This window comes from Aquimarina algicola (assembly GCF_006443095.1).
Lineage (GTDB): Bacteria > Bacteroidota > Bacteroidia > Flavobacteriales > Flavobacteriaceae > Aquimarina > Aquimarina algicola.
Genome location: NZ_VFWZ01000007.1, coordinates 127,941 through 141,553, shown reverse-complemented (window position 1 = coordinate 141,553; position 13,613 = coordinate 127,941). Strand labels below are relative to the sequence as shown.

General features: G+C 32.5%; 9 protein-coding genes and 1 pseudogene. 7 read left to right on the top strand and 3 right to left on the bottom strand.

All coding sequences use genetic code 11. The features are described from left to right. Positions 1-128: 128 nt before the first annotated feature. The 3 genes from FHK87_RS19705 to FHK87_RS19695 are packed head-to-tail and all read left to right on the top strand — an operon-like array spanning position 129 to position 3,079. Positions 129-1,529, top strand: coding sequence for a sugar MFS transporter (locus FHK87_RS19705; RefSeq protein ID WP_140595622.1), 1,401 nt, complete (start codon positions 129-131; stop codon positions 1,527-1,529). A gap of 6 nt (positions 1,530-1,535) precedes the next feature. Beyond that, entirely contained in the window at positions 1,536-2,438 is a 903-nt protein-coding gene (locus tag FHK87_RS19700) for an ROK family protein (RefSeq protein ID WP_140595620.1), read from the top strand. After that, positions 2,435-3,079, top strand: a complete 645-nt coding sequence (locus tag FHK87_RS19695) for a copper homeostasis protein CutC (RefSeq protein ID WP_140595617.1) — start codon at positions 2,435-2,437, stop codon at positions 3,077-3,079. The genes FHK87_RS19700 and FHK87_RS19695 overlap by 4 nt, the downstream gene beginning before the upstream one ends. Positions 3,080-3,214: 135 nt before the next feature. On the opposite strand, the gene FHK87_RS19690 is transcribed toward FHK87_RS19695, so the two are convergent. Beyond that, positions 3,215-4,324 (bottom strand): alkene reductase, encoded by a 1,110-nt coding sequence (locus FHK87_RS19690; protein WP_140595614.1) that lies wholly within the window; start codon positions 4,322-4,324, stop codon positions 3,215-3,217. Between the two features lie 210 nt (positions 4,325-4,534). On the opposite strand from FHK87_RS19690, the pseudogene FHK87_RS19685 reads away from it, so the two are divergent. Continuing rightward, positions 4,535-4,846: pseudogene (locus FHK87_RS19685) on the top strand (outer membrane beta-barrel protein); the annotation flags it as partial. Between the two features lie 105 nt (positions 4,847-4,951). Here the strand turns inward: FHK87_RS19685 and FHK87_RS19680 are convergent. After that, positions 4,952-8,146: an AsmA family protein gene (locus tag FHK87_RS19680; RefSeq protein WP_140595608.1), complete on the bottom strand. Its 3,195-nt coding sequence runs from the start codon at positions 8,144-8,146 to the stop codon at positions 4,952-4,954. Positions 8,147-8,653: 507 nt separating this feature from the next. On the opposite strand from FHK87_RS19680, the gene FHK87_RS19675 reads away from it, so the two are divergent. Continuing rightward, on the top strand, positions 8,654-9,727 hold the full coding sequence (locus tag FHK87_RS19675; RefSeq protein WP_140595605.1) for a Fic family protein: 1,074 nt from the start codon (positions 8,654-8,656) through the stop codon (positions 9,725-9,727). Between the two features lie 75 nt (positions 9,728-9,802). On the opposite strand, the gene FHK87_RS19670 is transcribed toward FHK87_RS19675, so the two are convergent. After that, positions 9,803-10,129 carry a phosphotyrosine protein phosphatase gene (locus FHK87_RS19670; RefSeq protein WP_140595602.1) on the bottom strand — a complete coding sequence of 109 codons (327 nt, stop codon included), beginning with the start codon at positions 10,127-10,129 and terminating at the stop codon, positions 9,803-9,805. Between the two features lie 103 nt (positions 10,130-10,232). Here FHK87_RS19670 and FHK87_RS19665 point away from each other — a divergent pair, with 103 nt between their 5' ends. Further along, entirely contained in the window at positions 10,233-11,027 is a 795-nt protein-coding gene (locus tag FHK87_RS19665; RefSeq protein WP_140595599.1) for a type IV toxin-antitoxin system AbiEi family antitoxin domain-containing protein, read from the top strand. Positions 11,028-11,228: 201 nt separating this feature from the next. Further along, positions 11,229-13,613: an EcoAI/FtnUII family type I restriction enzme subunit R gene (gene hsdR, locus FHK87_RS19655; protein WP_140595596.1), complete on the top strand. Its 2,385-nt coding sequence runs from the start codon at positions 11,229-11,231 to the stop codon at positions 13,611-13,613.

Below are 13,613 nucleotides of genomic sequence, written 5' to 3'. Positions count from 1 at the left end.
TCTATTTAATATTATTTTACTACATCAGTATAAAAGATATTTCAAAGACTTTTACCTAGCAAACAAATTAATTCTAGTATAAATAATTAAATTACATTTTAATTAAAAGCTCAAAAAGCCAATATATAATGGATACATCCAAAACTAATTATACCAAACCCTTTATAACAATAATTTTTCTATTCTTTATGTGGGGGTTTATAACAGTAATGAATGATGTACTGATCCCACATCTAAAATCTGTTTTCGAACTAAGTTATTTTCAGGCAGCACTCATTCAATTTGCTTTTTTTGGCGCTTTTTTTGTGATTTCATTACTATATTTTATTATTTCGGTGAGCCAAGGAGACCCTATTTCAAAAATTGGATATAAAAAAGGAATCATTTTAGGATTGGTATTATGTGGGATAGGGTGTTGTCTTTTTTATCCAGCAGCAACATATCAGCGATATATTATTTTTTTAGGCGCATTATTTGTTCTGGCTTCGGGAGTTACTATTCTACAGATTACAGCAAATCCTTATGCTGCTATTTTAGGAAAACCTGAAACAGCATCAAGCAGACTTAATCTTGCACAAGGTTTTAACTCTTTTGGAACTACTTTGGCTCCTATTATAGGAGCAATATTATTGTATAAAGTATTTTCTGATGGAGAAGTTACAGTAGATGCTTTAAAAATACCTTATTTAATTTACGGAGCACTCTTTTTTATATTGGCCATTATTATACAATTTATTCACCTTCCTTCTTTTGTAAATACAGATCCGATAGAAAAAGGGATTAGAGTACTCAAATTCAGGCATGTTGTATTAGGCATGTTTGCCATATTTTTTTATGTAGGAGGAGAAGTATCTATTGGAAGTTTTCTCATTAATTTTTTTGGTCTCGATGAGATTATGGGCATGGATGAAGCAGAGGGAGGAGTTTTTCTATCCTATTATTGGGGAGGAGCAATGATAGGAAGATTTCTAGGATCTGTTTCTATGGGAAGTATGGCTGATAAAACAAAAAAACACATATTAATGGCAGGTTTGTCTGCTTTGTTTTTTTTGATACTATATTTTATTACGGCAATCAAAATTGAAGCAGAAGAGTTTTCTATACAATTTCTTCCGTTTTCTAATATTTGGTTATTTATTGTTTTTTTGGTTGTTAATTATCTTGCTTTTGTTGTAGCAGGTAAACAAGCTTCAAAAGTATTAACAATATTTGCTGGGATTGTAATTATATTATTGATGATAATGCTCTTGTTTGACGGCAAAGTCGCTTTTTGGAGTGCTATAGCTATAGGAGCTTTTAATTCAATTTTATGGTCTAATATATTTACATTGGCAATAAAAGATTTAGGTAAGTATACAAGTCAGGCATCTTCATTATTAGTAATGATGATTGTAGGAGGAGCATTGATACCCTTATTACAAGGAGCAATGGCCGATTATCTTGGGATTAAATTATCTTTTATCATTCCTATGGTATGCTACCTTTATCTGGTGTTTTACGGTGTATCTGGATATAAGATTAAAAAATAAAGAAAAATGATTTTAGGAGTAGATATAGGAGGAAGTCATATCTCAGTTGCAGTAATAAATGAAAATAAACCTGATCAAATTGAGGAGCTTTATACTATGAAAGTTAATCATAAAGACGATCAAAACCTTATACTTGAAAGCTGGATATGTGCGTTAGATCTTGCAATCACTAATTTAGGAGTTGAGAAATTAAAAGGAATAGGGATTGCAATCCCGGGACCATTTGATTATATGCATGGCATTTTTCCTGATCAAGGAGAAAGTAAATTTGATACATTATCTAATGTCAATTTTAAAGAATGTATTCAAAAACAACTAAAATTGGATCCATCAATTACAATTAGGTTTTACAATGATGCAGCATGTTTTGGTATTGGAGAAGCCTGGGCGGGTGATATGGCAAAATATCATAAGTCTATAGCCATTACTTTGGGTACAGGTCTGGGGGCTACTTTTTTACTGAATGGAGTTCCTATAACTTCTGGAAAAGGAGTACCATTATATGGGGAATTATATCATTTACCTTTTGGAAATGATATCGCAGATACTCATTTTTCTACGCAATGGTTTCAAAGAAGATATAAAGAACTTACGCAAAGAGAAATAAAAGGAGTCAAAGAATTGATAATGCTAAAAGAAGAAAGAGATATTGTGGTTTCAATCTTTGAAGAGTTTTCAAGCAACCTGGCTTTATTTTTAAAACCGTGGTTAAAGGATTTTGAAGCAGAAGCATTAGTGATAGGAGGTAATATAAGTAATGCATGGCCGTATTTTTCAAAAAACTTACAACTTGTTTTGCAACAGCTAAAATTAGAAGTGCCTGTTTATAAAAGTAAGCTGCAAGAAAAAGCGGCATTAATAGGAGGAGCGAGACTGGTAGATTCTCATTTTTATCAACAATTAGGATGAAATTCTTAAAAGAAGCTTGCGTAGAAAACGTTGAACAAGCGATATTAGCAGAAAAAAAAGGTGCTGATAGAATCGAATTGTGTGCAGATTTGATATCAGGTGGCATTAGTCCTTCTTATCAAACAGTAAGAAAAGCTAAAGAAAAATTATCGATACCTGTACGAGTAATGATACGACCTAGAAAAGGAAACTTTGTGTATTCTGAAGCTGAGTTTGAAACCATGAAAGAATACATTCGGTTTTGTAAAAAAGAGAAAGTAGATGGGGTTGTCTTTGGTATTCTAAATCTTGATAATACTTTGGATATAGAAAGGATCAAAGAATTAACCGCTATTGCTTTTCCATTAGACATAGTGATACATAAAGCTATAGATGAAACACCGGATATCATCAAATCACTATATCAACTTATAGAACTCGATACAATTACAACGGTTCTGACCTCTGGTGGAAAATTATCAGCAAAAGAGGGTAGGTATACTTTAAAAGAAATGATAGCAATATCAAAAAACAAAATAGAGATTCTTCCTGCCGGATCAATAACAGATCAGAATATTTTAGAATTACATCAACTTCTGAATGCAACCTCTTACCATGGACGAAAAATAGTTGGGAATCTACAAGAAAATAACCTGCTATAGTAAGTAGAATAAGCAATTATTTTTTTATATTTTTTTCTTCCTATAAGTACATATCAATGGATAACGGACCGATAACTGATAGCATACCAAGTACGTAAGCAAGTTGTCTTTTACTTAAAGCCATTATAGTTCAGATTATTTAGAAATAGTAGTTATTGTTTCTTCTAAAAATGGGTAATCCGTATAGCCAGTATGATCACCTCCATAGAATAGATCTACATTCAGTTCATTTAAAGGAGCATTTTGTTTAAATCGTGCTACCAAGTCGGGATTTGCAATATAAAAACGACCATATGAAATCGCAGTCGCTTTACCATTTTCAATACGTTTTGCTCCAGATTCAGCAGTATAATTTCCATTGGCAATATATACTCCTTGATATAAAGACTGTAACTCCTCGATAGTAGCTTTTTGACTCTCAGATAGGTTACTAAAAGGCATTGATTCATTCACTTCCAAAAAAGCAAGTTGATATTTGTTTAATTGATCAATGACATATTTGAAAGTAGTTAGAACATCGCCTTTTCCCATATCATTATATGCACTTACAGGAGATAGTTTAACTCCTACACGATCAGAGCCCCATATGGATACAGCATCATCAAGGATTTCACCCAAAAACCGAAACCTGTTTTCTAATGATCCACCATATTCATCGGTACGATGATTTGTCTCTTCTTGTAAAAAAGTATCGATTAGAAACCCTCCGGCGGAATGAATCTCTACTCCATCAAAATCAGCCTGTAGCGCAAATTGGTTTGCTTCTGCATAATCTTGTCGTAATTGTTTGATTTCTTTGAGAGTTAATTCTCTAGGTAATGTTGGTGTTTGCATTCCTTCATAAGTCATTACTTTTTCAGTACTGGCAATAGAAGAAGGAGCAACAACCTCACAACCTTCTGGAAGAATTGATTTGTGTGCAGCACGGCCTGAGTGCCATAATTGAAGAAATATTAGTCCACCTTCTTTATGCACAGCTTCTGTCACTTTTTTCCAGGATGCTGCTTGATTTTCATTATAAATCCCCGGGCAGTTAATGCCTCCTGATCCTTTATTAATTTGAGTGGATTCAGCCATTATTACACCAGCAGTTGCTCGTTGTCGATAATATTCGATTGTCATTTCAGGATTAATGCCTCCTTCTATGGCTCTATAACGACTCATAGGAGCCATAAAAATTCTGTTTTTTGCAATGTATCGCCCTATTTTTAAAGGATTAAAAATTGATTTTATTGATTCTTTCATTGTTTTTATTTTTTTGGTGTACTACCAGGTTTAAACTGGGTATAAAATTAGTTTGAGAGCCTAAACAAACTGTTATCAATCTATAAGTAATACTAGTCAAAGTGTAACTGGACTTTACATTTTAATGATATTTTAGGTCTAGAATTCCTTTATAATTTCTCTTACGCAAAAACAAATTAGAGTCAAGAAGCTTTTGAAGATTTAAAATTTAATAGTCAGAATACTTCCATTAGGACTACTTTCGAATGGCCTAAAAATATTATTTTAAATAATTACTTCACATATCTATACAATGGTAATATAGATCCAGGTTTTGATAAGTGCGCCTATTTTTGGAATATAGATTTAGGGATGAAACTTTTTAATGATAAAGCTACCATTAGTTTACTGGCTTATGATATATTGAACCAAAGCATTAATAGTAGAAGAACAACTACAAATGATTTTATAAAAGATAGAAGAGGTACTGTATTACAACAGTATTTTATGATTAGCTTTAAATATGCTCTTAATAGATTTTAAGTGTAAAATATATAATCACATACAAGAAACGAGGGTAAGTTTTTGTAATTTATTAGTTTAGAATATTGATGATATGATTGGTAATATTTTTACAAGAGTTAAATACTACTTTTCTTTTTTCTTACCTAATGAAATCTTGTAGTCGTCTATGTTTCCTTTGATCTTTAGGTTGAGGTACTTTATTTTTTTATTAGGATCTACTTCTACAATTTCGTCTTCTTGCTGCTGACCACTGATTGTATCTTTCTTACTTCCGAATAGTTTTTGCCAAGCAGCTTTTCTCACAGTTTTCCATGGTATACGTAAATAATAATCAATATTTTGATTCTTATCATGTGTACCGGATAATTCCATATGACCTAATGTAGATTCGATCGTCATAGAAGGAATATTAATTTTTCCTTTCTTTATATCCAAACTATTTTGTAGCGTATCAAATTTTATGTTTTGCAAGTTTTTATCTCCCATATAATCTGAAAAGGCTAGCATTGGTTTGTAATTTTTTAATTTTCCGTTTAATACTTTTACATCCATTTCTATAGTAGACTGATCTAGATCTGGCACCATATCAGGATATACTCTTATTTTACCTTTAATTCTAGAAGTGAGTTTTCCTTGTAAATTTTCTGAAACGAGATGGTCTTGTCCAAAATTTTCGAATTTAAACAGTAATTTATCCAAATCAACATTATTCATAACCAAATCCGGCTGCATATAGATATGTTTTGGGTCGCTACCATTAAAATAACCATTTAATCTAATACTTCCTCCTGCAGCATCCATATCTAGTGTGTCAATATAAATGTAATGGTTAGGTGTTGTTCTTAAATCTGCTTTGATATTTTGAAGATCTATTCTATGGTAAATAAAGTGGGCGATATCTGCTTTAAATTGCATATCGGTGAATGGTAATTCGTACAGGTTGAAGGCATCTGCATGTTCTTTGATATCTTCTGTTTTTGAAGTAACAACTTCTGTTGTTTTTGGAGCACTTAAATTAAAATTAAAAAGTGCATCAAAGTCAATATAATTTGCTTTTACTTCGAGATAATTATCTCTTTTCTTTATTTGTGGATCTTTTCCTAAATAATAGTTTAAATCAAAATTAAAATTGGTAGACCCTATTTCTCCATGAAAGTCTTTTATAACCAAATGTTCTTCTTCATAATGTATATTTCCTCTAAAATTATCAAAGCGAAGAGGATGTAATTTCATTTTTGTATCTAACTTGTCTAAAGATAGATCGATAGATTGTAAAGTAGAATCTTTATAATGCATACTAGAAGTAAAATGCAATGCCAAATTATCGAAAGTTTCATGTCGATACTCTTTTGGGACATAATTTTCTCCTTTATAAGAAAAAACATCTTCTAGTCTTAACTTGTTAGAAGTAAGATTGATATCTAGATCAACATCTCCATTAAGTTGAGGTTGCATCCAAAAAGCATAATCGTGTATTAGTCCATCAAAATGAAAATCACTATCATCTATATACCCTGTAAAATCTTTTATTTCTAAATCTTGATTATCTATTAGTATATCGGCATGAAAATCGTGTAGTTTGTGAGGATAATGTTTCAAGTCTGCATTTAAACTATCGATAAAAAATTCACCTTTGGGCAAATATTTAGATTCAGTAAAATCTTTTGCAGAGGATTTAAAAGAAAGCCCTAATTTTAAATCTTTTATTTGTTCATCTAAACCGGTTTGAGTAGAGTCTTTTTTTGAAAAACCAGTTAATTGAGCAATATCTAAATGATTAGAGACAATATCTAAATGAGCTTCTACCGGAATATTAGTATGATGTACAATTGCAGGTAAATCAGAAAGAAAACCACTTATGGATAAGTCCGAATTTCCCATCAGTAGCTCAAACTGGTTTAGCGTTGCTTCTTTACCATTCATTACTAAATGCACATTCAAATCATGCAAAGGCGCGGGGAGTTCTTTGGAAACTAGGCTTAAGTCTTTTATGATTAATTCTGTAAAGTATGCCTGATTAAGTTTTTGTAATGCTTCTTCAGGGTTATCAATATCAATTATATCGTGAAAATTCATTTTCAGCGAAACTTCCCCTGAGGTATCTTGTACTTGCTCTAGTTCTAAAAAGTCAGCGATAAAATCTAAACTAAAATTCGAACTTATTTGCATGTCCACTTCTGGAGATTCAAAATTCTTGACAAAAACAGACCCTTTGAATTCTCCTTTTTCTAAAGAGGCAGTCATATCGGTTAGAGAAAATTCCATAGTACTTGCGTCTCTATTTTCTCCATTTGTAAAATGACCGTTGAATCCCATATGATCAATCTTTTTTTCTTTTGCGGTATTTTCCAAAAAGGCTTTTCCTGCTCCAAAACTGGCATTAATAAAAGGTCTGTTTCCTTTGTTAGCTGGTCCTTTAATACTAGCATTAAAATAGATTTCACCAGCATTTTTGTATTTTTCTAGAACAGGTATTATATCTGTCGGAGCAAAAGCGATAAGCATATCAAAATTAGGTTTTGTTCCTTTTATAGAGAGGTCAAGATCTACATCATTCTTTGTGTCTATAGAACCTTCTAATTCAAAATCGCCATTTTCCATTACGATACCAGAGGGTTGTATATCAATAATACCAGTATATTCATTAAATATCAGGTCTGTGTGAATTTCAAAATGCTTTTTATGGATAAAGGTTGTATCTCCGTCCTTGATTACATTTAATTCAAAATCTGTATCGATATGCCCGGCGATTATACTATCTTTTCTGCTAAACCCCCCTTTACCTGCATATATAAATTTTTCGACATCTGTATTGGTAGCTTCATCTAGTGTGTGAATGTCTAGATTTTTAAGTTTAATCTTTTTTAGATGAATGTTGGTTGAAGGTGTTTCTGTTTCAGAGGTATTCGCTAAGGAGTTTTGAATATTAGTAGTATTATTTTCATGAATAACAATATTAAAAACGCCTTCTTCAATTAATAAAGACTGAATATCATAATTTCCTTTTACAATATCCCATAGATTGAAACCTATGTATATCTCTTTTACATCCATTATAATAGGTGCATGATCTTCTTTTGTTTCAAAAACTTGCACATCATCAACTTTTATAGAGATATAAGGGAAGCTACCAAACAAGGATAATTCACTATTACCAACACTAATAAGACCTTTATGTTCTTTGTTTAGTTTTACTATTTCTCCTTTAATAATTTCAGATTGGTTACTTTGAATATATAGCAATATGCCTCCTACTAATACAGGAGGAATCAAGAGTAGTGCTAATAAAATTCGTTTCCAGAATTTTTTAATCTTCAAATTAGACGTCTTTAGGGTTAGAAAAAGTATTAGACTTTAAAAATAACGAATTAGTATTAAAAAATCTTATTTTAAAATACGATTTAGTTTTTAGGTTAACCGAATTTATTGATTAAATATTATAATTCTTATAAGTTCTTAATTGGTTAATTATGATGCTATTATGGGAATTTTTGAGAATAAATAGAATTAAAAAAGCCGATAAACATATTGCTTATCGGCTTTTGATGGATTTTCATAAATCCTCTGCGGAGAAAGAGGAACTATCCAAAATCTCAATTTTATAGCATTTACAGGGCTTAAAACAACCCTCAAAATTTACTGACACCGAATTCGCCCCTTTTTAACAAAAGTTTGTGAGTTTAGGAAAGATTATGTGTACTTGACATCATTTGAACACATTCAGTATGGTGATTTAATGAAATATGTCTATAAAATAACAAAATTTCGACATATATTTGCATTGTGTCGAAATCATCGACATACTAACCTCAATATGTCGATTGTATGTACCATCCCGAAAAACCTTATAACAATTTACCACTATTACCGCCAGCTACAGAAGTTGAGACTAAAAAAGTATTGAAGCAAGCCATCGCTTCAAATAAAATTTTAGCGGAGTTAAAAGGACGGGCAGACGAAATTCCAAATCAGTCTATGCTGGTCAATGCCATTACATTGCAAGAAGCAAAAGACAGTTCTGAAATTGAAAATATAATTACAACACAAGATAGCCTATATAAAGCTTTTTCTTCTAATATCTCAGGGACTGACGCACAAACAAAAGAAGTTTTGAGGTATAGACAAGCACTGTGGGAGGGATTTAATGATTTAAAAAACAGACCACTTTCAACAAATTCTTTCATAAAGATTGTACAAACCATTAAGGAAAATAATTCTGGAATACGTAATGCACCAGGAACAACTATATCTAGCAATAATAAGGTGCTGTACACGCCACCAACTGGAGAGGAAACGATTCGAGATTTATTGAGAAATTTGGAAAATTTTATTCACGAGGACGATACTATTGACCAACTAGTCAAGTTAGCCCTCATGCATTATCAGTTTGAGGCGATACATCCATTTTTTGACGGTAATGGTAGAACTGGCAGGGTGCTTAACATGCTTTACATTGTAGAAAAGGGATTATTAGATAAACCCATTTTATATCTCAGTAAGTTTATCATTGAAAATAAAAATGAATATTACAGACTTCTAAGAAACGTAACAGAACAGCAAGCCTGGGAAGATTGGGTGCTCTTTATGCTTAAAGGAATTGAAGAAACCTCGAGATACACACTTAATAAGATAAATGATATTAATAGTTTGATGCAGGAAACCATTGCGTTTGCAAAAACAAATTTACCAAAACGAGTGTATTCTAAGGAGTTGATTGAAATTCTATTTGAGCAGCCTTACAGTAAAGTAAAATATTTGGTTGATAATGATATTGCGAAACGCCAAACAGCTGCAGAATATCTCAATGCGTTAGAAGATATCGGCGTATTGAAATCCCAGAAAGTAGGCGTAGAAAATCTGTATCTTAATGTAAAGCTCTTTGAATTATTGAAAAGTTAAACTTGGTATAACAGTTACCATTATATTGGTAAATACCATAGTTTAGTACATAAAATTACCATTATAATGGCTATTCTAAAGCACAATTCTCTCGTCCAAAATTCTTAATAGCGCTTTGTCATAATATTGATAAACGTCAGGAATATGTAATACTGTAATCTTTGAATAATATGTTGACCCAGTATGCTTTTGAATCTGGCCAAGATGTTTTTTTTCCATCACAAAGACTTTATCTGCCCACTGTAATAAATCTTCAGTTAATTCAGTAGTGCCTTCCTTTCTACAAATTTTATTATTAGTTCCAGCACTTCGGAATTTGTGTTCGAGATACTTTTCAGCAAAGTAGTCCTCAGCTGTTATTGAGCGTTGTTTGTTAGCGGAGCAGATAAAAAGGTAGTTCATAATAGATTTTAAATGTATACAAAGCTATTTAAATATAAAATACTTTAGTAAACTTTCGAGAAAAAGGGTGATTTTTACTACCTTTCTCAAAAATTTACTAAGATTGACTTTATCAGCCTTTATTAATAATCAATTATCGCTTGAAAATTATGCATTCACTTTTGATGAAATTGCTGAGGCTTATAAAGATAAGTCCGAAACATCGGTAAACAATGATTTAAAATATGCTACTCAAAAAGGCGACATTGTTCCGCTAAGGCATCATTTCTATTTAATCATTCCGCCACGTTATTCAAGGCAAGGTAAATTACCTTTGGAACTATACGTCGATAAGCTGTTCTCTTTTTTAAAGCGTAAGTATTATGTGGGCTTATATTCTGCAGCTCGCTTTCATGGAGCGGCACACCAGCAAATTCAGAAGGATTATGTGATTCACAGTGGTTCTGCCTTTTTGGACATAAAGAAGAATGCAATTCAGATTCATTTTATAAGTACCAATAAATGGAATAAAGATAACATAGTATCCCGCAAAAGCGATTCAGGATTATTCAATATATCAAGTCCAGCCCTAACGGCTGCCGATTTACTCTATCATCAGTCAAAAATAGGTGGGCTAAACAGAGTGTTCACTGTAATAGAAGAACTCATTGAAGTTATTAATCAAGAAGACATAGCGAGATTGCTTGATTGGTATCCACATAAAAGTGTATTGCAACGTCTCGGTTTTATATTACAAGAAGTTGAAGGGGAAACAGATAAAACCGCCTGTCTTTACGAACATTTAAGTAACCTTAAATTTTATCCTACGTTATTGAGTCCAAAATCAAAAGAGAAGCCTGGTGCGGTTAGTAATCGCTGGAAAGTTGATGTGAACGTTAAAATGGAAAGTGATTTATGATTCTGAAAAATTATATCGCAAAATGTAAAGAGCAAAACCCAAATTTCACAGGAGATATGGAGGCTTTATTGAGGGCAGGTATAGAATGCAATCAAGAAAAAGCTTTTGAGTAGCTAAAGAATGAAGTAATTGCAAATATTTAAAATGAGGAAAAAGTAATACTGTGAATAGTATGAATAAATTTTTAGTAAACTAAAATAGATGAACAAAAAAGACCTATCCGAATCTGATATAAAAGCGAAATTCATTACGCCTGCAATACTGAATTCAGGTTGGGATGAGCAAACTCAAATTGGTCGAGAAATATTTTTCACGGATGGTCGAATCTATGTTAAAGGGAAACTGACCGCAAGAGGTAAAAGAAAATTTGCCGACTATATTTTATTCTACAAACCAAATGTTCCGATTGCTATCATTGAGGCAAAGGATAATAAGCATAGCATAAAAAGTGGAATACAACAAGCTCTTGGCTATGCCAATACTTTGGACATCCCCTGTGTGTTTAGCAGTAATGGAGACGGATTTTGTTTTCACGATAAAACCGCAACCGATGGAACAATTGAAAAAGAAATCGCTTTAGACGAATTCCCAAGTCCCGAAGAACTTTGGAAAAAATATAAAAAGTATAAAGGAATTGAAACAGAAGAAGTTGAGGAAATAGCAAAACAAGACTATTTTCAAGACAACTCTGGAAAGACACCAAGATATTATCAGCAAATTGCTATCAATAGAACTATTGAAGCTGTAGCCAAAGGACAGAACAGAATTTTATTGGTAATGGCTACTGGCTGCGGTAAAACATACACAGCCTTTCATCTTATTTGGAGATTATGGAAAAGTGGAGCGAAAAAGAGAATACTTTTCTTGGCAGACAGAACTGCTTTAATTGACCAAACATTCCGTAAAGACTTTGCGCCTTTTAAGGAAGCAATGACCATAATAAAAAAGAAAAAAATTGATACAGCTTACAATATTTATTTAGCGTTGTATCAAGGACTATCGGACAGCAAATCAGAAGATGCATATAAACAATTCAGCCCTGATTTTTTCGATTTGATAATTATTGACGAGTGTCATAGAGGAAGTGCAAAAGAAGATAGCAAATGGCGTGAAATTCTCGCATACTTCGATAAAGCTACTCACGTTGGTTTAACAGCCACGCCAAAAGAAACTACTGAGGTTTCAAACATTGACTACTTCGGAGAACCAATTTACACGTATTCTTTAAAACAAGGAATTGACGATGGTTTTCTAGCACCTTATAAGGTTGTAAAAGTAACTTTAGACATTGATGCCGAAGGTTGGCGACCACCAATAGGATTTTTAGACAAAAATGGAAACCCAGTAGAAGATAGAATTTACAACAGAACTGATTTTGATAAAAACATAGTTGTTGATGAACGCAGACAATCTGTGGCAAACAAAATAACGGAGTTTTTAAAGGGTTATGACCGTTTTGCAAAATCGATTGTGTTTTGCATTGATATTGAACACGCAGAAGGGATGCGAACAGAATTGGCAAACACTAATTCCGATTTATTCTCGCAGAACAATAAATATGTAATGCAAATTACAGGCGACAATGAAGAAGGCAAGCGAGAATTAGACAGTTTTATAAATCCAAGTGAACCATATCCTGTAATTGCAACGACTTCCAAATTAATGACAACAGGTGTCGATGCTCAAACGTGCAAGTTGATTGTTTTAGATAGTAATATTGGTTCAATGACTGAATTCAAACAAATAATTGGTCGAGGAACTCGAATAAATGAAGAATATGGTAAAACGTATTTTACGATTATGGATTTCCGTAATGTTACCAACTTATTTGCTGACCCTGATTTTGATGGAGACCCAGTAATGATTAAGCAAATAAATGAAGACGATGATTTAAGTGGTGTTGAAGATGAAACAACAGAAGAAATTATCACAGATATTTTAGACGGAGAAGAAATTGAATTTCCCGAAGAACCTGATTATCCTGAAATCGAAGGTGGAGGAGATATTATCAACGAACCAAGCGGAAAAATCAGGGTAAATGGAGTTCCAGTAAAAATTGTAAACGAGCGCATTCAATATCTAGGAACGGACGGGAAAATCATCACAGAAAGCTTAAAAGATTACACAAAGAACAACATTACAAAACACTACCAAACGTTAGAAAAATTCCTCACCCATTGGAACAAAGCAGAAAAGAAAGAGGCAATTATCCAAGAGTTAGAAGAACAAGGGATTTTCTTTGATGCACTAAAGGAAGAAGTAGGTAAAGATTTTGACCCATTCGATTTGATTTGCCATTTAGCGTTTGAGGCGAAACCATTAACAAGAAAGGAAAGAGCCAACAACGTTAAGAAGCGAAATTATTTTACCAAATATGGCGAAAAAGCACAAACGATTTTAAACAGTCTTTTAGATAAGTACGCAGAAGATGGCTTACTAACAATTGAAAGTACAGAAGTTTTAAAACTCGACCCATTAAATAAGTTGGGCACACCGATGGAATTGATACAAGCTTTTGGTGGGAAACAACAATATTTATCAGCATTAAAAGAATTAGAAACAGAATTATACAACAGCATAGCATAA

Bases quoted from the DNA above. Each gene is read 5' to 3' on its own strand.
- FHK87_RS19695 (WP_140595617.1), top strand. From the start codon at position 2,435: ATGAAATTCTTAAAAGAAGCTTGCGTAGAAAACGTTGAACAAGCGATA.
- FHK87_RS19700 (WP_140595620.1), top strand. From the start codon at position 1,536: ATGATTTTAGGAGTAGATATAGGAGGAAGTCATATCTCAGTTGCAGTA.
- FHK87_RS19675 (WP_140595605.1), top strand. From the start codon at position 8,654: ATGTACCATCCCGAAAAACCTTATAACAATTTACCACTATTACCGCCA.
- FHK87_RS19705 (WP_140595622.1), top strand. From the start codon at position 129: ATGGATACATCCAAAACTAATTATACCAAACCCTTTATAACAATAATT.
- FHK87_RS19690 (WP_140595614.1), bottom strand. From the start codon at position 4,324: ATGAAAGAATCAATAAAATCAATTTTTAATCCTTTAAAAATAGGGCGA.
- hsdR (WP_140595596.1), top strand. From the start codon at position 11,229: ATGAACAAAAAAGACCTATCCGAATCTGATATAAAAGCGAAATTCATT.
- FHK87_RS19670 (WP_140595602.1), bottom strand. From the start codon at position 10,129: ATGAACTACCTTTTTATCTGCTCCGCTAACAAACAACGCTCAATAACA.